19 protein-coding genes are annotated in these 20,743 nt (G+C 43.5%); 9 read left to right on the top strand and 10 right to left on the bottom strand.

Features of this window, described 5'->3' with window-relative positions:
• The first annotated feature begins 260 nt into the window (after nt 1-260).
• The 7 genes from gabP (at nt 261) to EFK13_RS03650 (ending at nt 7,169) form a co-directional block, all read left to right on the top strand.
• The gene (gene gabP, locus EFK13_RS03680) at nt 261-1,670 is read left to right on the top strand and encodes a GABA permease (protein ID WP_129506500.1); all 1,410 of its coding nucleotides are present in this window, start codon (nt 261-263) and stop codon (nt 1,668-1,670) included.
• Between the two features lie 142 nt (nt 1,671-1,812).
• Nucleotides 1,813-3,354, top strand: coding sequence for an outer spore coat copper-dependent laccase CotA (cotA, locus tag EFK13_RS03675; RefSeq protein WP_129506501.1), 1,542 nt, complete (start codon nt 1,813-1,815; stop codon nt 3,352-3,354).
• Between the two features lie 99 nt (nt 3,355-3,453).
• Nucleotides 3,454-4,443 carry a DUF4003 family protein gene (locus tag EFK13_RS03670; protein WP_129506502.1) on the top strand — a complete coding sequence of 330 codons (990 nt, stop codon included), beginning with the start codon at nt 3,454-3,456 and terminating at the stop codon, nt 4,441-4,443.
• A 12-nt stretch (nt 4,444-4,455) separates the two neighbouring features.
• Entirely contained in the window at nt 4,456-5,271 is an 816-nt protein-coding gene (locus tag EFK13_RS03665) for an alpha/beta fold hydrolase (RefSeq protein WP_129506503.1), read from the top strand.
• 82 nt (nt 5,272-5,353) lie between these two features.
• Nucleotides 5,354-5,563 (top strand): cold-shock protein, encoded by a 210-nt coding sequence (locus EFK13_RS03660; RefSeq protein WP_003234008.1) that lies wholly within the window; start codon nt 5,354-5,356, stop codon nt 5,561-5,563.
• 188 nt (nt 5,564-5,751) lie between these two features.
• Nucleotides 5,752-5,940, top strand: a complete 189-nt coding sequence (locus EFK13_RS03655; RefSeq protein ID WP_129506504.1) for a hypothetical protein — start codon at nt 5,752-5,754, stop codon at nt 5,938-5,940.
• Between the two features lie 78 nt (nt 5,941-6,018).
• Nucleotides 6,019-7,169, top strand: a protein-coding gene (locus tag EFK13_RS03650; RefSeq protein WP_129507417.1) for an IS3 family transposase whose coding sequence is annotated in 2 segments (ribosomal slippage) — nt 6,019-6,292 and nt 6,292-7,169 — 1,152 coding nt in all. Because the reading frame shifts where the segments join, the coding sequence is not laid out codon by codon here.
• Between the two features lie 61 nt (nt 7,170-7,230).
• Here EFK13_RS03650 and EFK13_RS03645 read toward each other — a convergent pair.
• On the bottom strand, nt 7,231-8,277 hold the full coding sequence (locus EFK13_RS03645; protein WP_129506517.1) for a PD40 domain-containing protein: 1,047 nt from the start codon (nt 8,275-8,277) through the stop codon (nt 7,231-7,233).
• Nucleotides 8,278-8,342: 65 nt separating this feature from the next.
• Nucleotides 8,343-8,714, bottom strand: a complete 372-nt coding sequence (walM, locus tag EFK13_RS03640) for a cell wall metabolism protein WalM (protein ID WP_129506518.1) — start codon at nt 8,712-8,714, stop codon at nt 8,343-8,345.
• Nucleotides 8,715-9,151: 437 nt separating this feature from the next.
• Here walM and bdhA point away from each other — a divergent pair, with 437 nt between their 5' ends.
• Complete coding sequence (bdhA, locus tag EFK13_RS03635) at nt 9,152-10,192, top strand: (R,R)-butanediol dehydrogenase (protein ID WP_064812603.1); 1,041 nt, start codon at nt 9,152-9,154, stop codon at nt 10,190-10,192.
• Between the two features lie 48 nt (nt 10,193-10,240).
• On the opposite strand, the gene iolT is transcribed toward bdhA, so the two are convergent.
• Complete coding sequence (iolT, locus tag EFK13_RS03630; RefSeq protein ID WP_129506519.1) at nt 10,241-11,662, bottom strand: myo-inositol transporter IolT; 1,422 nt, start codon at nt 11,660-11,662, stop codon at nt 10,241-10,243.
• Nucleotides 11,663-12,274: 612 nt separating this feature from the next.
• Between iolT and EFK13_RS03625 the strand changes: the two genes are divergently transcribed.
• The gene (locus EFK13_RS03625; protein ID WP_129506520.1) at nt 12,275-13,279 is read left to right on the top strand and encodes a potassium channel family protein; all 1,005 of its coding nucleotides are present in this window, start codon (nt 12,275-12,277) and stop codon (nt 13,277-13,279) included.
• A gap of 48 nt (nt 13,280-13,327) precedes the next feature.
• Here the strand turns inward: EFK13_RS03625 and EFK13_RS03620 are convergent, their stop codons facing one another.
• The 7 genes from EFK13_RS03620 to gutB all read right to left on the bottom strand — a co-directional run bounded on the left by EFK13_RS03620 (nt 13,328) and on the right by gutB (nt 20,646).
• The gene (locus EFK13_RS03620) at nt 13,328-14,299 is read right to left on the bottom strand and encodes an SPFH domain-containing protein (protein WP_129506521.1); all 972 of its coding nucleotides are present in this window, start codon (nt 14,297-14,299) and stop codon (nt 13,328-13,330) included.
• Between the two features lie 31 nt (nt 14,300-14,330).
• A complete protein-coding gene (locus EFK13_RS03615) occupies nt 14,331-15,095 on the bottom strand; it encodes a TPM domain-containing protein (protein WP_129506522.1) in 765 nt (254 codons plus the stop codon).
• Nucleotides 15,095-16,120, bottom strand: coding sequence for a TFIIB-type zinc ribbon-containing protein (locus EFK13_RS03610; protein WP_129506523.1), 1,026 nt, complete (start codon nt 16,118-16,120; stop codon nt 15,095-15,097). The genes EFK13_RS03615 and EFK13_RS03610 overlap by 1 nt, the downstream gene beginning before the upstream one ends.
• A 64-nt stretch (nt 16,121-16,184) precedes the next feature.
• Nucleotides 16,185-16,868, bottom strand: coding sequence for a PspA/IM30 family protein (locus tag EFK13_RS03605; RefSeq protein WP_129506524.1), 684 nt, complete (start codon nt 16,866-16,868; stop codon nt 16,185-16,187).
• Between the two features lie 202 nt (nt 16,869-17,070).
• Entirely contained in the window at nt 17,071-18,033 is a 963-nt protein-coding gene (locus tag EFK13_RS03600) for a carbohydrate kinase family protein (protein WP_129506525.1), read from the bottom strand.
• Nucleotides 18,034-18,134: 101 nt separating this feature from the next.
• Complete coding sequence (locus EFK13_RS03595; RefSeq protein ID WP_129506537.1) at nt 18,135-19,511, bottom strand: MFS transporter; 1,377 nt, start codon at nt 19,509-19,511, stop codon at nt 18,135-18,137.
• Between the two features lie 73 nt (nt 19,512-19,584).
• Entirely contained in the window at nt 19,585-20,646 is a 1,062-nt protein-coding gene (gutB, locus tag EFK13_RS03590; RefSeq protein WP_129506526.1) for a sorbitol dehydrogenase, read from the bottom strand.
• Nucleotides 20,647-20,743: the final 97 nt, after the last annotated feature.

Here is a 20,743-nt window from a genome sequence, read left to right as displayed (position 1 = left end):
TCCCAAACCCAATGCCAACAACACTTCTGGCAATCTAACATGATTGAAAAAAATACCATATCAAAAAAAACAAATACATGCTGAAACATTTTTTTCTTTTACTCCAAGCATATCCGCCGAAAACCCAGCAAACAAACCCTACAAATTTGAAATAAACTGTTATATTTTCTTACATGAATTTTCGACAAACTGTATATTTATGATAGAGTTTCAATTATCATAATATTCAGTAACATATACATTTTTAAAGGAGGTAACTTATGAACCAGTCTCAATCAGGATTAAAAAAAGAATTAAAGACCCGCCATATGACCATGATTTCGATTGCGGGCGTGATCGGAGCCGGCCTATTTGTAGGCAGTGGTTCAGTGATTCACTCAACCGGGCCCGGCGCCATTGTTTCTTACGCGTTAGCCGGATTATTGGTCATTTTTATCATGAGAATGCTCGGTGAAATGTCCGCCGTAAACCCGACGAGCGGATCGTTTTCTCAATACGCTCACGATGCCATCGGACCTTGGGCAGGATTTACAATCGGCTGGCTGTATTGGTTTTTCTGGGTGATTGTCATCGCCATCGAAGCCATTGCCGGTGCCGGCATTATTCAATATTGGTTTCATGATATTCCGCTATGGCTGACAAGTTTGATCTTGACGATCGTACTCACCCTGACAAACGTCTACTCCGTTAAGTCTTTCGGTGAGTTTGAATATTGGTTCTCCCTCATTAAAGTTGTTACTATTATCGCTTTTCTCATCGTTGGTTTTGCCTTTATTTTTGGCTTTGCGCCAGGCAGTGAGCCAGTCGGTTTATCCAATATCACAGGCAAAGGCGGATTTTTCCCGGAAGGCATCAGCTCCGTATTGCTCGGCATTGTCGTTGTCATCTTCTCCTTTATGGGAACAGAAATTGTCGCCATTGCAGCCGGAGAGACAGCCAACCCGATCGAATCGGTGACAAAAGCGACCCGATCCGTTGTATGGCGCATTATCGTCTTTTACGTCGGCTCTATCGCCGTTGTTGTGGCGCTTTTGCCTTGGAATTCAGCAAATATTTTAGAAAGCCCTTTCGTCGCTGTACTTGAGCATGTTGGAGTGCCGGCAGCCGCGCAGATTATGAACTTTATCGTCCTCACAGCCGTACTCTCTTGCCTGAATTCAGGTTTGTACACCACATCCAGAATGCTGTATTCACTTGCAGAAAGAAACGAAGCGCCGCGCCGTTTTATGAAATTGAGCAAAAAAGGCGTTCCCGTACAAGCCATTGTTGCCGGAACATTTTTCTCTTATATCGCGGTCGTCATGAACTACTTCTCACCGGACACCGTCTTTTTATTCTTAGTCAACTCATCAGGCGCAATCGCTTTACTCGTCTATCTCGTCATCGCTGTTTCCCAGCTGAGAATGCGAAAAAAACTCGAAAAAACAAACCCGGAAGCATTGAAGATCAAGATGTGGCTCTTCCCTTTCCTAACCTACTTGACCATCATCGCCATCTGCGGAATTTTAGTATCTATGGCGTTTATTTCTTCCATGAGGGATGAGCTGCTGCTGACAGGCGTCATCACGGGAATTGTTCTGATTTCTTATCTTGTGTTCAGGAAACGCAAGGAGAGCGCGAAAGCGGCTGCCAAGCCAGTCACACAACAGCAGCCGGATATCCTGCCTTAATGCTGATCAAATCCTAAACGGCCCGCCGTTTAGGATTTTGTTATTTTCTTCATTGGGCAGGCAGATTTTTTTGTAACCATCACGTCCTTATTGTCATTAACTATAGTACCAATTTGGAAAATTTAGATAAGGACAGATGAAAATGACACTTGAAAAATTTGCGGATGCTCTCCCAATCCCAGATACACTAAAGCCGGTACAGCAATCAAAAGAAAAGACATACTACGAAGTCACCATGGAAGAATGCACTCATCAGCTCCACCGCGATCTTCCTCCGACCCGCCTGTGGGGCTACAACGGCTTATTTCCGGGGCCTACCATTGAGGTCAAAAGAAATGAAAACGTATATGTGAAATGGATGAATAACCTGCCTTCAACGCATTTCCTTCCGATTGATCACACCATTCATCACAGTGACAGCCAGCATGAAGAGCCCGAGGTAAAGACTGTTGTTCATTTACACGGAGGCGTCACGCCTGATGATAGTGACGGGTATCCGGAGGCCTGGTTTTCCAAAGACTTTGAACAAACAGGCCCTTATTTCAAAAGAGAGGTTTATCATTATCCGAATCAGCAGCGCGGTGCTATTTTGTGGTATCACGATCACGCCATGGCGCTCACCAGGCTGAATGTGTATGCCGGACTTATTGGCGCTTATATCATTCACGATCCAAAGGAAAAACGATTAAAGCTGCCTTCCGGCGAATACGACGTACCGCTTCTTATCACAGACCGCACGATCAACGAGGATGGCTCTTTGTTTTATCCAAGTGGACCGGAAAACCCTTCCCCGTCACTGCCTAACCCCTCAATCGTTCCGGCTTTTTGCGGAGAAACCATACTCGTCAACGGAAAAGTATGGCCATACTTGGAGGTCGAACCGAGGAAATACCGCTTCCGCGTCATCAACGCCTCCAATACGAGAACCTATAACCTGTCACTCGATAATGGCGGGGAATTTATTCAGATTGGTTCAGACGGCGGGCTCCTGCCGCGCTCTGTTAAATTGACCTCTTTCAGTCTTGCGCCCGCTGAACGTTACGATATCATCATTGACTTCACAGCCTATGAAGGGCAATCGATCATTTTGGCAAACAGCGCTGGCTGCGGCGGTGACGTCAACCCTGAAACAGATGCGAATATCATGCAATTCAAAGTCACAAAACCATTGGCACAAAAAGACGAAAGCAGAAAGCCAAAGTATCTCGCCTCATACCCTTCAGTACAGAATGAAAGAATACAAAACATCAGAACACTGAAACTGGCAGGCACCCAGGATGAATACGGCAGACCTGTCCTTCTTCTCAATAACAAGCGCTGGCACGACCCTGTCACAGAAGCGCCAAAAGCCGGCACAACTGAAATATGGTCCATTATCAATCCGACGCGCGGAACACATCCGATTCACCTGCATCTGGTCTCCTTCCGTGTGATAGACCGGCGCCCGTTTGATATCGCGCGCTATCAAGAAAGCGGGGCATTATCCTATACCGGCCCGGCTGTTCCGCCGCCCCCAAGTGAAAAGGGCTGGAAAGACACCATTCAGGCTCACGCCGGGGAAGTCCTGAGAATCGCGGCGACATTCGGGCCGTACAGCGGACGCTACGTATGGCACTGCCATATTCTTGAGCATGAAGACTATGACATGATGAGACCGATGGATATAACGGACCCCCATAAATAACCCGACAAACTTGCCTCTTGCAGGCAAGTTTTTTCTATATGAAACTTTTGGCCCCCATTACTCGTATAACATAAAAACAGCGAAAAGGAGCTGATTTTTATGCTGACAAACGACCTAAATGAAAAAACAAGGCAATACATTTCCATTTATGCCGAATTAAAATCAAAATTAAAATGGAAAGTTGCACACGATCAGATATTAATGCTCATTTCTTCTGCATATATTGTGAATAAAAGAGAGTTTGATTTTCAGCGCTTCTATGATTTGAGCAGCTATATTAAATCAAACATCGGCAGCTTCTCAACACTCAATTCACATCACCGCTTTACTGTTGCTTCCATTCTGGACATTCATTTTCAGCAGGAAGCCAAACAAGCATTTCTTACTTTTATTGACAGATACAACGAGATGGTGAGGCTTGGATACAAACGGGACATTTTCACGTACCTTTCCGCTCTGATCTTGCTCACCGGCAAATCTGAAACGGCAAACCATAAAGAACAAATGAACATGGGGCTTGCTGTTTATCAGCAGATGAAGAAAAATCATTATTTTCTCACTTCAACTCAGAATACTCCGCTTGCTGTATTAATGGCCGAGAATGGGCAAGGATTACAGGCGCTGAATAAAGCGGAAGCGTGCTATCGGCAGCTGGCGGCTGGCGAATTTCGCAAAGGCCATCACTTACATCAAACCAGCCACATCCTTGCCCTGCACACTGAAAAAGACGCTGAAACGCTTGTCTTGCAATGCAGAAAGCTGTTCCAAACCATCACTGCATCTCACAAAAAACCAAAGGATATTCACTACCCTGATCTTGCCCTGCTCGCATTTCTGGAAGAACCTGATATCAAAACCGTTCTGACCATCACACACGAGCTGAACCAAGAAAAACGGTTCAAATGGCAAAAAGAAATGAACTTCAAAATTGCTGTCAGCCTATATCTCAGTGAGCATCTGGAGAAAAATCTGCTGATGGAATCCGGGCTATACACAGCTATCGAAACAGCCATACAGGCACAGCAGGCAGCCGCGACAGCTGTCATCGTCAGTTCAACAGCAGCCAGTCATTCTCATGACGGAAACTAGAGGAGGAGAAACATGCCTTACATCACATTAGAAGATCAGACACGACTGTATTATGAAACGCACGGGAGCGGCACACCGATCCTGTTTATACACGGTGTGCTGATGAGCGGACAATTTTTCCACAAGCAATTTTCAGCACTCTCTGGCAATTATCAGTGTATTCGTCTCGACCTTAGAGGACACGGCGAATCTGACAAAGTGCTTCACGGACATACGATTTCCCAATATGCCCGTGACGTAAGCGAATTTCTAAAAGCAATGGAGCTCGATCGCGCCGTGCTTGCCGGCTGGTCAATGGGCGCTTTCGTTGTATGGGATTATTTCAATCAATTTGGGAATGATAACATACAAGCCGCGGTGATTATCGATCAATCCGCTTCCGACTATCAATGGGAGGGCTGGGAACACGGCCCGTTTGATTTTGAAGGTTTAAAAACGGCGATGCATGCCATTCAGACTGACCCGCTTCCATTCTACAAAAGCTTCATCCATAATATGTTCGCCGAAACGCCTGCTGAGACAGAAACAGAATGGATGCTGGCAGAAATCCTCAAACAGCCGGCTGCCATTTCAAGCACGATTTTATTTAATCAAACGGCTGTTGATTACCGCGGCACTCTTCAAAACATCAATGTGCCGACATTGCTGTGCTTTGGGGAAGACCGCAAATTTTTCTCTACAGCAGCCGGGGAACACTTGCGCAGCAATATTCCAAGCTCGACGCTCGTCACCTTTTCTAGAAGCAGCCATTGCCCGTTTTTAGAAGAGCCCGACGCATTTAACAGCACCCTCCTCTCCTTTTTAGACGGGATGATTGGAAAGCCATAAAGAAAAAGGAATTAGGAGATTAGGGAAAAGTATGAGACAATAAGAATTGTGCAGTAAAATACATGAGGGAAGAAGTGACTTTATGTCTTACTATAACAAACGTAATCAAGAACCGCTGCCTAAAGAAGATGTGAGTACTTGGGAATGCACAAAAGAAGACTGTAACGGCTGGACCCGAAAAAACTTCGCCAGCAGTGATACGCCATTGTGTCCTTTGTGCGGAAGCAAAATGGTCGACGGCATCCGTTCATTAGTGAATCTCCAAAACAACAGTCAAACGAAAACAAGCTAGCTCTTCCCTATAACAAATGCAGTCTCCCGCAAGCAAACAATCCCCGAACGGAGACGCAAATTCTATATCCAGAATGAAGGTCTCTCATTGCTAGAGGCCGCAAATGAGAAAGAAGCCCAAAACTGCAAATGTTTAGGGCTTTTTATTTTATTGTCGTGGTATAATATGGATAATGAAGAGGTGATAACATGATAAACCAGCAGCAAAAAGACTTGAAAAAAAGAACTCAGTTCAAAAAGCTGAACCTTGCAATCAACTCTTATGTTGAACTTCTGTTTTTGTCGATACCTTTGATCCATTTTTTTAAATGGCTCGGATCATTAGCCCTGCACCTCGCCCATAAAAAAAACCACTCAGCCCCGGGACTGACCCCATAAGATGAGACAAATAAAAACACCTTCAAGTTTGAAAACGGATGATTGTTATCCGAAATTAGACTTGGGGGTGTTTTTTCTATGGGGACAAGAGTGAGTTATCCGGTTGAAGTGAAACAGAAGGCTGTAGAAATGAGATTGGCAGGCGTACCTATGAAAGAGATCATGCAGAAATTGAATATTAAGAATAAGACACAGGTTCAGACATGGGTTAGATGGCATAAGGCTGGTGATACACATCGATTCGAACAGCCTGTTGGAAAGCAATACACTTACGGAAAAGGTCCGGAGTATTCTTCCGAATTAGAGAAACTGCAGGCAGAGAATTGTTATCTAAGACAACAGAATGAAGTGTTAAAAAAGTACAACGAATTGGAAAGGAAGTTGATAGCGAAACGTCAGTCGAACTTGTAGAAGTATTGCGCAGCACAATGACCGTGCAGGATATCTGTATTCATTTAGGTATCTCTCGAGCGTCTTATTATCGTTGGAAGAAGAATCGGATGAAGGATCATCCCAAGCGACATTTGGAAAAACAAATCGGTACGTTGTGCCGAGAGCACAAGTATCGATATGGATATCGGAAAATCACAGCCATTTTAAAAAAGGGAATGCGTATCAACCATAAAACGGTTCAACGTATTATGCAGAAAAATCAGTGGCAGTGCCGGGTTAAGGTGAAAAAGCGTAAGAAGAATGGGCAGCCATATGCCGTAGTCGATAATATATTGGATCGGAACTTTCAGTCTGATCGCCCTCTTGAAAAACTAGTAACGGACATCACATATTTGCCTTATGGGCAGAAACAATTGTACCTTTCCAGTATATTAGATTTATACAATGGAGAAGTGATTGCTTATACGATTGGCGATAAGCAGGACACAGACTTTGTCTTAGACACACTTGAGCAGCTGCCAACATTGCCTGAGAACTGCGTGTTACATAGCGACCAAGGTTCTGTGTATACATCCTACGAGTATCAAAAAGCTGTTAACACAAAAGGCATTATCATGAGCATGTCCCGCAAAGGGACGCCCGCTGATAATGCCTCCATCGAATCGTTTCATTCCTTACTAAAGTCTGAAACGTTCTATCTTAACAGCATTGATCGAACTACGACCGCCATCGTAGAACGCACTGTCACAGAATACATTCATTATTATAACAATATTCGTATTCAAACGAAACTAAACAACCAATCACCGATAAACTATCGGCAATTGGCTGTTTAAAAGGTGTTTTGATCCCTGTCTCAAAAACGGGGGTCAGTCCCCCCCTGCCGAGTGGTTTTTATTAGTTGATGACAGAAAAACTGTTGATGATGCCGTTCGGATTTTCCCACACTTTTTTAAACGTTTTATTTTCAAGGTTATAGGAATAAATCGTCCGCACCTTGGCTTCACGCCCTGTTTCATCCTTCAATTTTTTAGCCCCCTCGGCTTCGGCAAGAAAATAAATGTTCTTCCCATCCTTAGAGAACTGCGGCTGTGCGTCAATTAACAGCTTAAATGCTTTTTGATTTGAAATGATGGTTTCATATTTTTTCGTATCCGCATTCAGCATCTGAATAGAAGCGGTTTGCTCCGTGCCTTTTTGTGTATATGACGTAAACAAAATACGTTTATCATCATCAGAAACAGCAATATCGCTGATAAACTTGTCAAGGCTCTTAAGCTCATCAAATTTGCTTTGATGACCCGCCGAAAAATGAATCGTTGTTGGTTCGGGATCGATTCCCTTCTCGTTCGCTTCATCTGTTTTCTTGTAGTCTTCTTCTACAGAATAATGAAGCAACGCAAATGAATCTGTTTTTTTGTTATAAAAGAAGCCGCTGACGCTGTCATCCTGATCTTTCGCGGCAGGATACAGGTTTTTATACTTCTTCGTTTTCAGATCAAAAGCTGCGATCCGGAAATTGTTTTCGTCCGCTTTTCCTAAACGGAAATAGATGGTTGAACGGTCCTTTGACAAAAACAGGCTGTCGGCACTCTCCGCACCTTTATAAAGCATCGTCTTTTTATTAGACTTAAGATCCAGCTTAAATAGCCTCATTTCATTTTGATCATTATTGCCCGTATAATAGAGCACCCGCTGCTTTTGATCCAAGGCAAATGCCGGATAGCTGGTCAGCTTCTCCTCATGGATCACCTTGTCATTTTCATAATACTTCGTCAGCAGATCAGTATTCGTGATTGATACAAGCAGCTTATCGCCGCTTTCCGCATGTACTGAAACATCAGCAGCGCTCTCCTCGCCTTTATCCTTTGCAGCATAAAACGCAAAACCCGCTGCAACGGCTGCTATCACGACAATTAACAATAATATGATTCTTTTTTTCATCTTTTATCTCCACCAATAGAAAAAGCAAGAATGTGACTTCTTGCTTTACAGATTATATATGTAGATTAATAGCTGTAATGTCCCGCTACTTTTCCTTTGCTTAATGGGTATCCAAGCGCTTTAAACGCTTTAGGGCTTACATCCAGTACTGCATGAGGCATTCTGCCAACATCATTTTTGTAAACCGTAATTACCTTTTTAGGCTTCGCTTTTGCATAAGCTCTGATTTTTGTCCCGTTTCTAGGAACATCGAATCCGATCTTGGTCGCACAATCCCAATGTCCAAGTTTTTTACCTGAAGAGCCTTTTTTTCCGACTCCATTGTACCAAGTAATATTTCCGTTCACATGTTTCGCACTGGCATCTGATGAAAAACTGAAAGCTCCCAAAGTACTTCCTACTAAGATAAAAGCGGCTAAAATGACTTTCTTCAACATTTCGTCCCCCTGTTTGTTAACATCTAGGAAAATTATACACGATGAACCAGGATTTTTTTATTTCAATATCCTTACAGTAATGTTACAAAGCCAGAAGAGTTGTCTTTACTAAAATAAACCATGGAAGATTATCCTATTATAATCGCAGAATTAGCGTTATAATTGTTAATAGAGTAGTTATCGCATTCAATATGAACGAACCATTACCGTATTGTTCAAACCAAATTCATAGTTATGTAAACGATTCATACTCTTTTATATAAAGAAAAAAGAGTGTGCGAGACTCTTTTTTCTTCAAAGTTTCTTTTTCAAAAAACGTAGATTATATTATATAAAAATTTTATTTCTTTTTTGGTTTTAAAAATGGCGATTTTGTGAACAGTTCATATTGATCGATGCGGAATTACTCATATAAAAAGATATAGGAGTGGTAATCCATGAAGGCAGCAAGATGGCATAACCAAAAGGATATCCGTATTGAAAATATTGAAGAACCAAAAACGGAACCGGGAAAAGTAAAGATCAAAGTCAAATGGTGCGGCATTTGCGGCAGTGATTTACATGAGTATCTCGGCGGCCCGATCTTTATTCCGGTAGACAAACCGCATCCATTAACAAATGAAACAGCACCTGTCACAATGGGCCATGAATTCTCCGGTGAAGTTGTTGAAGTTGGAGAAGGTGTTAAAAACTATAAAGCAGGCGACCGCGTCGTAGTGGAACCGATTTTTGCAACACACGGCCATCAGGGTGCATACAACCTTGATGAACAAATGGGATTCCTCGGCTTAGCCGGCGGCGGCGGCGGTTTCTCTGAATATGTATCCGTTGACGAAGAACTTTTGTTCAAACTTCCTGATGAATTATCATATGAACAAGGCGCGCTCGTTGAACCTTCAGCGGTCGCTTTATACGCTGTCCGCTCAAGCAAACTCAAAGCAGGCGACAAAGCGGCTGTATTCGGCTGCGGCCCGATCGGACTTCTGGTGATTGAAGCGCTGAAGGCTGCTGGTGCGACTGATATTTACGCTGTTGAACTTTCACCTGAGCGCCAGCAGAAAGCGGAAGAGCTTGGAGCAATCATTGTTGATCCGTCCAAAACAGACGATGTAGTCGCTGAAATCGCAGAACGCACAGGCGGCGGTGTTGACGTAGCATTCGAAGTCACAGGCGTTCCAGTGGTATTACGCCAAGCGATCCAATCCACTACAATCGCCGGTGAAACAGTCATCGTCAGCATTTGGGAAAAAGGCGCTGAAATCCACCCGAACGATATCGTCATCAAAGAACGTACAGTCAAAGGTATTATCGGATACCGCGATATCTTCCCGGCTGTATTGTCATTAATGAAAGAAGGCTATTTCTCAGCTGACAAACTTGTAACGAAAAAAATCGTGCTAGACGATTTGATCGAGGAAGGCTTCGGGTCTCTTATTAAAGAGAAAAACCAAGTCAAAATCCTTGTCAGACCTAACTAATTTGAAACAAAAAAGAATCCGCGCTCGTATGCGGATTCTTTTTTTATCTTATCCAATCACTTCAGCACCGGACTCTTTCTTCGCCTCGCCGCGGTCATAAGCGCGGAAGTTTTCCTCCAGCTGTTCAAGCGAAAGTCCTTTCGTTTCCGGTAAAAACTTCTTCACAAACAGGACAGAGCAAATTCCTAATCCAACGAAGATAAAGAACGTTGTGGACAGCCCAATGGCGGCCAGCAATATCGGGAAAGTGAAGCTGACTGCAAAATTGACCATCCACAGACAGAATACCGTGACGCCCATTCCCAGACCGCGAAGGCGAAGCGGGAAAATCTCAGAAAGCATCAGCCACGTCACTGGTGAAATTGCGCCCTGCTGAAAAGCAAGGAATGTAACCGTTAATGACAGGACCACATATGGAAGTGCCGGTGATCCCTCAAGTACATGTGAAAATATCCCGATCAGCAATAATGCCGTTGTCGTACCAATCAAGCCTGTTAGCAGCATCGGCCGGCGGCCCACTTTGCCCAGCAGCCAGATTCCGACGAATGTTGCCAAGACTGAAATCACGCCATTCGCAATATTTCCGATTAAAGCAGCTTCCGTTTGAAAACCAGAATCCCTTAAAATTTCAGTCCCATAATACATAATCGAGTTTACACCCGTAATTTGCTGTACAATCGCAATTCCTAATCCAATAAACACAATCCGGCGCACCCATGGGACCGACAGATCTTTAAATGTGGCTTTTTCAAGCTTATCTTCTTTTTTGAAAGCGAATTCAATTTCTTTCAGCTCAGACGCAGCCCGCTTGTCATCCCTGATTTTTTTCAACACACGCAAAGCATCTTCTTTTCTTCCTTTGGAGACGAGCCAGCGAGGACTCTCAGGCATTCTGATCATGCCGAAAAACAGGAATACGGCTGGAAGCGAGGCAATGACCAGCATATATCTCCACACATGGGAGCTGTCTCCCATTGTTGTTCCAAGGATTGCATTAAAAACAAAGGCCAAAAGCTGTCCTGATACAATCATCAATTCATTCTGCGTTACCATCCGCCCCCTGCTTTCCACAGGAGCCATCTCAGCTAAATAAGCAGGAACCGTAACTGATGCACCCCCGACCGCAATGCCGAGCACAAAACGAGAGATAATCATGATCGTTACATTTGGAGCAAACGTACACCCGATCGTTGAAATGAAAAATATCACAGCGAGGAATAAAATATTTTTGCGGCGGCCGTTAAAATCAGACATCCTGCCGCCAAACACGGCACCGAGCGCGGCTCCAAAAAGAAGTGAACTGGTGACAAGCCCCTCTGTGAAGGCATTGAGGTTTAGCTGGTCTGGCTCTCCCATATACGGCAAAGCTCCATTGAGCACTCCGGTATCATAACCGAAGAGGAGACCGCCGAAAGTCGAGACTAAAATAATTGTCCGTAAAAATGACATTTGATTGCCTTGTTTATTCATACCGTTTTCCCCCAGTCTTTTTCAAAATCGATCAATACGTATTTCAAAAACTTATTCTAGGGCTCTTGCCTTCCTCACATATCATGAGCAGGCTTCAGAAAAAAGTTCATCATGTTTTTCTCCAATGGCCTCATAACCTTCCCTTCTTCTTAGCATGTCAATTAAATTGGAAGCGATTTCATTTTTCTCTAAAAAAACAGCGGGTATTTCTTTGTGCATACACTTTGTGATTTGTTACTTTATAGTCACTTCATAGTTCTATTATAGTAATATTATAGTGACATTTTTGTTACATCTGGTATTATCATAATTATAAAAACGCTTTCAGTCAATATAAATTTCTGAAAACTTTTTACTCAATAAAAGCAAAATCACCACTTCAAGGGGAAAACGAACTTTTTTCTTTATGAAAATATGTAAAACAAGTCAAATTCCCTGTGAGTTTTTGTTCATCTGCCTACTCCGAAAAAATGAGTAAGTGTTGGGTAACTTCTTCTGTTTTTCTTTCCGCAATAACTCTTTATCAAACATTCGAACAATTGTTTCGGAATCAAAATAAAAGGAAATAAAAAAGAAAAATAAATATGGCTGGATTAGGGGAGGCAATCAACATTGAATGAGATTTATATCATTGCAGGCCTTTTATTACTGACAGCGGGGATGGTTGATTTTTTATGGACCACATTATGGTTAGAGAGCGGCGCAGGACCGATCACAAGATGTCTGTCTGCATGGCTGTGGAAAGGCTGCCGCAAAATCAGCGGGGATCATGCAAAGGTTCTCAGCACGGCAGGTCCTCTGTTGTTATGCTTAACGTTAGTGATATGGATCAGTTTATTTTGGAGCGGGTGGGTTTGTATTTTCTCCAGTGACCCCCATTCACTCGTGGAAACTCAATCGAAAGAACCGGCTTCCTGGTCAGATCGTATTTATTTTTCCGGCTACGTCATGTTTACATTAGGAAATGGCGACCTCGCACCAAACGGAGACCTATGGAAGCTTGTCACGGTCATTGAAACGGCTCAAGGCCTTCTTACCATCACTTTCTCTGTCACGTATTTAATTTCCGTCTTGAGCGCGGTGAATCAAAAGCGCTCATTCGCCCAAAGTGTATTAAGTCTCGGGCATGACGGAACAGAAATTGTCCAGACTGCATGGAACGGCAAGGATTTTCACGACATTGATTTTCTTCTTATCGCATTTTCATCAGAGCTGGGAAAGCTGACCGCTCAGCATAATGCCTTTCCGATCCTTCATTTTTACCATAGCACACAGCGCGAGGAATCATCTGTCATAGCTGTCACTGTATTGGATGAGGCATTAACCATTTTAAAATACGGCATTCCCGTACAATATCAGCCGAACCAGCTTCACATCAAAGAAGCCCGTACGAGTATCAAAAACTACTTGGATACCGTTCATACCGCCTATATCCATCCGGCTGAACAAGCGCCGCCTGAACCAGACATCTCCAAGCTCCACCAATCAGGCATACCCGCTTTATCCAAGCAAACATTTCAAACTGCTATCAATTCTATAAAGGAACGCCGTCAATTGCTGCTGGGAATTGTCCAAGCGGGTGCCCGAAAATGGCCTGTTCAGAATTCTGCTGAATAAAAAAAGTCCGGAGTGTCTGATCACTCCGGACTTTTCGCTGTATGAGACTTACACAAGCTTCTGGCCGCAATTCGGGCAAAAATTAGCTTCACCGGTTTTTGTTCCGCAGTTCGGGCAGAAATTCGGCTTGCTTCCGCCGCCAGATGATTGTGAGCCTGATGACTGCGCCTGCTGATTTTGATTCATTTGATTCATCATCTGATTGGCCATATTCATTCCCATCATCATTCCAGCCATATCAGAAGCTGCGCCGCCTCCGCTCATTTTTCCGGATGCCATTCCATCCGTCATTGATATTTGCTGGTATCTGTTTACATCCCCAACCATACCGTAGGAAGCGTTTTTCGTAATCATATCCTGAACCTCTTGAGGATAATTAAAGCTCATGATTTGGAAACCGGTGATCGTCATTCCGTCGCCGATTAATTGCATATCTAAGTCTTCTTGAATCCCCTTCGCGATGTCAAAAGCGTTGGCTTGAAGATTAAACATGTCCTTCCCTTCTCTTGTGATCCACTTCATAAGAAGCTGATCAAGAATAGAAGTGATCCGGATTTTAATATCCTCTACAAAATATTGATCCTTCACGCCGGCGATTTTATCAATCAGGCTGATATAGTCTTGAACCTTCACATTAAATGTACCATTTGCGCGAATCGGCATCCCGCCAGGCATTCCAGCTGCCGGAATATTTATCGCCTGCTTTGTTCCCCATCTCACGGTAAATTCCTTCGTATTGACAAACAGCACCTCGGCGCGCATGCCGCTGTTAAACCCAAACTTAAAGCCCTTTAATGTTGAAAGAAATGGAATAATCTCTGATTCAATATCATAATCGCCATCATCTTGAAAAATCCCTTCTACCCTGCCATTGCTCAAAAAGACAGCATCCTGTCCGGGACGAATGATTAAACGGCTCCCTTTTTTGATTTCACGATTGTTCCATTTATAAAAAATCATATCATCTCTAAATTCTTCCCACTCTACTACATTCGCTAATTGATTTCTGAAAAACGACATTACGCCTCTCCCTTTCGGCTATTTCTTATATTTAAAAATTGCCGCGGCTTCCACTGTATGACGTGCCGCCTTTCGTAATCCCGCCATCGCCGCTGTCTTTATCATTTGATGGTTTTCTTTCTCTTGTTACAGTCGTTCTGATATAAGTGTCATATTGATCAACCACATCGGACGTACGTTGATCCATATATGTATTCCCATTAACCGTTACTTTCCCGCCCGATTGATAAAGCATGATTGTAACCGCGATGCCTCCGACTGCGATGGCAGCAACCAGCTGAAACCACCAAGTAAAGAATATGTTGTCGGGATTGATTCCCGGTTTTATGCCCATATCTTTATAAGAAAGCTGGATATATGTCTTAAAAGCTTTGAAATAATCTTCATTTGATAAATCAGATGAAATCGTATTTCTGATGCTGTTTAGCCTGCTGTTGTCCAAATACTGTTCAGCTTTTTTGTAGCCCGAGATGAATACTTCTCTATCCGCCATATCAATCGTTAAAATAGCTGTACTGCCTTTTCCGTAACGATCATAAAAATCGCCGGCATAATCGGCAATATCTTCACCGTTTGTGCTTTTTGTCGTAAGAATGATGAAATCAGTGTCTCTCTTTGCACCCAGCTCTGCCGAGAGAGATTCAAGTTTTTCAATTTCTGCTTTTGATAATAGATGGGCATGGTCATATACATGCTGCTGTGATTCAGAAGCTCTTGCCGCTTCGATTCCCAATACCGGCATTATGATGAAAACAGCCAGCACAACAAGAATCGCTTTCCCGAAAAATCCGCGCATCAAAATCCGCCTCCCATCATCAATGAGACGAGCTTCAACGCAAGAAATGTCCCGCCTGCTATTCCACTAAACCATGCCGCCACTTTTCCTCGACTGATCGGCGGCTTTCCGACAACCTTCCCTGTTTGCCCGTTCATCGCAAAGATATGCTCTGCTCTTTCATAATCGTAACTGACCATCCAAACGGGCAGCAAAACATAAAAGCTGTTCACGTTTTTCGTGTGAATATGTTTGTCCCTCACATTGACTGACGTATATCCGGAAAAAGTAGAATGTATGTATGAATCTATATAACTGCTGATTTTCTCTTTTGCCCTCGGAAAAAGCTCCTCATCGGTATAATTGTACTTTTCCGCAATATAGCCGGCCAAATATGCCGTTTGAAAGTCCTTCAGCTCTTCGTATGAATAAGGCTCCAATTTGTCCATTAATTCGTCTTTCATTTTTTCAGAGGCATCGACAGGGATTTTCAAATAATCGAGATTGATATCACGAAACGCTTCAAAGTGCTCTGTTTCCGTGCAAATATAATCCCCTTCTTCATATTGATGGACTCTGGTACAGTTTGCTCTCACTTGTACTTCACTATTTAAATCAAACATCCAAAATGGAATATACATGCCGGTGATGCTTTTGATACGATCAGCCGACATGAAACCTCTTGGTGTCAAAAGGCCTTTTTTGCACCACTTTCGAAATGCCTGCTCCGCTTCTTGTTTACTGATTGTAAATGGAATGACCTTCGCCGGCGCCAAATGTCCTGATAAACGATCAGCAAGTATAGCAGCACCTCCGCAGAAGCTGCACGTCGTCGCTGTCGTTTCAGCTTCCGTAATTAAAACGGCACCGCAGCTTTCACATTTATATTCCTTTGCTTCATCATCAGAAAACCGCGCCGCAATGTTTTCTTTCGGAAGGCTTTCAATATTGTCCTGTCTTCCGCAGCTGCCGCAGGATAACGTACCGGATTCACTGTCAAATGCCATATCACTTCCGCAGTTCGGACACTTATAAGATATTATCATTACCGTTCCCTCTCACATCATATGATAAATGGTGCCGCAGCCTAAAGCTGCGGCTTCCTATGTATTATTTATCGAGCAGCATTTTCGCTTTTAACGCCGCAAGTTCATCATCCACCTGACTTGAACCGGCTGTATCATATTTAGCAGTCAGATCAGCCATATCATCCTGCGGAGCGCTGTTCAGTTCAGCCATTGCATTCGCCTGATCAAGCGCCTTATTTACTTTGTCCTCCATTCTGCCGAACGCAGACATTGATTGGCTGGTACTCGAAACAGAGGCGCCCAGCTTGTTCATTCTTTCTTGCGTTTTCGCTACTGCCCACTTCGCCTTGATCATATTTTTGCGTGCTTCCAGCTCTCCAATGTCAGAAACCAGTTTGTCATGCATTTTTCTCATCTGTGCGGCATTGGTTGCAGCAATTTGATTCGCCGTCTGCAGCTCAGAAAGCTTTGATTCCAAAGATGTTTTTCTTTCAAGGAATGTTCTCGCATCGCCCTCATTCCCCGCTTGCAGTGCCTTCATTGCATAGCTTTCCATCTTTTCCATGTCTGCCTGGCACTCATGACATTCTCTTTTTGTCCTTTGCTCCTCAGCCATAACAGCTGCCGTTTCCGCCTTTACCTTAGACAAATCGCTGTTCATGTTTCTTAAATATTGATCTACCATTTTCTCTGGATTTTCAGCCTTGCCCAACAAAGCATTAATATTCGCAGACATAATATCTTTGAATCTTGCAATTATACTCATATTGTCGTTTCCTCCTAAAGCTAATTAGTTAAGCCCCTTATTACATATACTATTTATTATCGTAAAAAGTTTCACTTTTTTAATAAAAAATGACATTTCAATAGAAAATACATAACTTTTTACCTGAATTTAACGTTTAAGTACAATATAAAAAAGGATGCTTCCCAAAAGTCCAAAGACTTTCAAGAAACATCCTCGATGTTTACAAAGAAACTTCAATCTCATCCAAGCTCGGCAGTGCATCAATCGCTCCAATTTTCGTGCACACAAGAGCGCCCACCTTATTGGCAAATAACACCATCTCACGCAACTTCGCAAAATCAGCATCAACAGATTGGATTTGATCCGTGTTTGCCAATTGATATAAAGCCGCGCCGACAAAAGCATCGCCCGCTCCCGTTGAATCAATTGATGTAACCGGAATGCTCGGAATGACTTCTTTCACCTTGCCATTCGAAAGAAGCGTTCCGCTTTTCCCCAGTGTCACGGCGACAATTTTGGCTCCGATCTCATGAAGGACCGCCACGCCCTTTTCATGATCCTTCACACCGCTGATAATCTCAAGCTCTTCGTCACTGACTTTCACAAAATCGCTTAAAGCAATCGCTTCTTTTGCGACACTTACAAACTCCGAGACTCTTCCCTTCCATAAATCCTCACGATAATTAGGGTCAAACGAAATAAACTGCCCGTTGTCTTTCGCACTCGACATGAGCCGTAAATAGGCTGAGCAAAACGGATCTGACAACAGTGCCGTCGCTGAGCCGAAATGAAGGATTTTTGCTTCGTTTAGTTTTGCCTGGTCAACATCCTCCAGCGTAAACAAAGCGTCCGCGCCTCTATTAAAAACAAAATCGCGCTCCCCGTTTTGTTTTAATGAAACAAAAGCAAGCGTTGTAGGCGCTTTCTCATCCATGACCAACATAGAGGTATCGACGTGTACAGCGTCCAATGTTTGCTTCAGAAAATACCCAAACGGATCCTTGCCTACTTTTCCGCTGAACGCAGCATGTCCGCCTAGCTTGGCGATTGCTGCGGACACATTCGCCGGAGCACCGCCGGCACTTTTTAAGAAATTGCGCCCTTCCATTAAATCAACATCAACATCGGTACAAAAGAAATCGATCAATAATTCTCCAATACAAACAACAGATTGACTACTCATATGATCACACTCATTTATCATTTCTAGATTACAGTCTCAGTATATTACTTTCTGCCATAAATACAAGCGTTTACATTAAATATTTAAAATTTTACATCTATTTATTTTGCAGGCCTTTGCTCCAGCTCAGAGATGATGTGCTTATATCTTTTTTCAGTTAAAGGATAGAAGGCGATCAGAATAATAGAAAGCAAAATGAATAACCCCGGAATCAAAGCGTTCATGTTTTTAATCGCATTTAATGACGTAACTGTCTGGTCTGCATTCGCGACATACCCGGCGATTCCTAAATAAATGGCCGAAAATGAACCGGCTAACGCAACGCCCAGTTTATTAATAAAGCTCATGCTCGAAATCACCACACCATCCGCGCGCACTCCGATTTTCCATTCCGCGTAATCGACACAATCCGCAACCATTCCCCACGCAAGCGTATTTAAAGGCGTTGTGAAAAATCCCGAAGCGAAAAGCCAAACGAAAATGAGTGTAATCGAAGAATACGGCGTAAAATGCAGGCCGGCATAAGAAATAAGCGATAGAGCAGCCGTGATGATCATGACTTGTTTTCTGCCCCACTTCTCAGAAAAGAAAGGAATAAACAAATTGCTGATCAGCGCTGCACCGAAAAATAAAACGGTTCCTAAAAACACGAATTCTTTATGGTTGACGTTATACGTAAAATAGTACACCATCGTGCTGAGCTTAATATTAAATCCAATCGCAAAAGCTAAAAATGATGAAGTCAGCACTAGCAACGGTTTGTTTTGGAACAACACAGACAACGTCTTTTTGATCCCTTGTTTTTTTCTCTTTTTAGGCTGAATCCGCTCCCGCACAGTAAAGAAACTGAATAGGTTCAAAACGATGCTGACCGCCGCATAGATGAGCGCTGTCATTTGGAATCCAAACGCCTGATTCTCCCCTCCAATGGCGGCCGCAAGCGGTGTCGCACAGGAAATGGATAAAAGGATACCGATATACACCAAAATCATCCGGGTTGTGGTCAGAACCGTCCGTTCCTCCACTGAATTCGTCATCCGCCCCGTTAAGCTGTTCACCGGAATCGTTTGCATACTAAAAGACATCCCAAGCAGAATATAGGTGATGTACGCATATACCATATTCCCCGTCTCACCGAAATGAGGCGTCGTGAAACATAAGAACGTAAATAACGCAAAAGGAAATGCCACCCACAACAGATATGGCCTTGCCTTTCCCCACCTTGTGTTCGTTTTGTCTAAAATCAATCCCATAATCGGGTCAAAAATAGCATCCAGCACCCGGACAACAAGAAACAAAGTGGCGATCACCGCAGGCTGAATGCCGCCGACATCTGTATAATAGAATAATAAGTATGCGTTTACAAACTGAAAGACAATGTTATATGACATGTCGCCGAAACCATATCCGATTCGCTCAAACCAGGACAGGCCGTGATGCTTCGCCTTCAATGCCGTTGCTTGTTCTGTTCCAATCATCATTTCCCACCCCAAGAATTCGTTTTCATTTCCGGTAAGCAAGAGGGAGAATGCAAAGATCCTCCCTGTTCACTCAGCGATTTGGATACACCATCACTTTTAAACATTCATTCTTAAATTGAAGCGCCCGCTCCATCGCCTCTTGCGTCTGCTCCAGCGAATATTGGTCGGTTACAAGATGCTTCGTGTTCACAATGCCGGAAGCGAGAAATTCGATTCCCTTTGGATACGTATTGGCATAACGGAAGATCCCGTAAATATCAATCTCATTGTCCGCAATAAACGGCACATTGAGCGGAATCTCGTTCTGAGAAGGCAAACCGACAATCGCCAGTTTCCCACCCCGGCGCACAGAAGCCAATGCAGATTGCAATGCCGCTGGATTCCCCGCTGTTTCCCAAGCAACATCAACGCCTCTATCATTCGTGATCGTTTTAATTTCTTCAAGCGCGTCCTGTTCACGGATATTGATGACATGAGTCGCTCCCATTTTTTTCGCAGCTTCTAACCGCAGCGGCTCTAAGTCGGTCACGATAATTGTGCCTGCCCCAAATGCTTTAGCTGCCGCAACAGCCATTAACCCAACAGGGCCCATCCCCATAATTGCAATTGTTGATCCGGGCTGTAGCTTCGTTCTCGCCGCTGCATGAATGCCGACAGAAAATGGTTCGATCAAAGCCGCATCTTCATAGGAAAGTGAGTCTGGGATCAAAAAAACGAAGTCCTGACGCATTTTGATATATTGAACAAACGCGCCATCTACCGGCGGTGTAGCCAAAAACTGTACATCCGGACAAAGGTTATAGCGCCCTTCCTTGCACGCCTCACAGCGTCCGCATGTGACACCCGGCTCAACAGCGACACGGTCTCCCACCTTAAATTGATTGACAGACGATCCGACAGCGGCAATTTCTCCCGAGCATTCATGGCCAAGGATAAATGGTTTTTCCACTACATAGTTGCCGATTCTGCCATTTGTATAGTAATGCAGATCCGATCCGCAAATCCCGACAGCCATCACCTTAATCAACACTTCATCATGATTGATGTCAGGCACAGGCAATGTTTCAATTTTGATCTCTCTTGTGTTGTGCATAACAGCCGCTTTCATGCTTTGAGGTACTGTGTGAGTCATTTGGCAAATTCCTTTCTTTAGAAAATAAAATGTAAGTGCATACATTTTTATTTTCTCTGTTACTGCCCCCATTTTATCTGCTTTCCAACATGTTCAA

This window comes from Bacillus cabrialesii (genome assembly GCF_004124315.2).
Classification (GTDB): Bacteria; Bacillota; Bacilli; order Bacillales; family Bacillaceae; genus Bacillus; species Bacillus cabrialesii.
The sequence above is the reverse complement of the archived record's forward strand: the minus strand, read 5'-3'. Positions and strand labels throughout refer to the sequence as shown.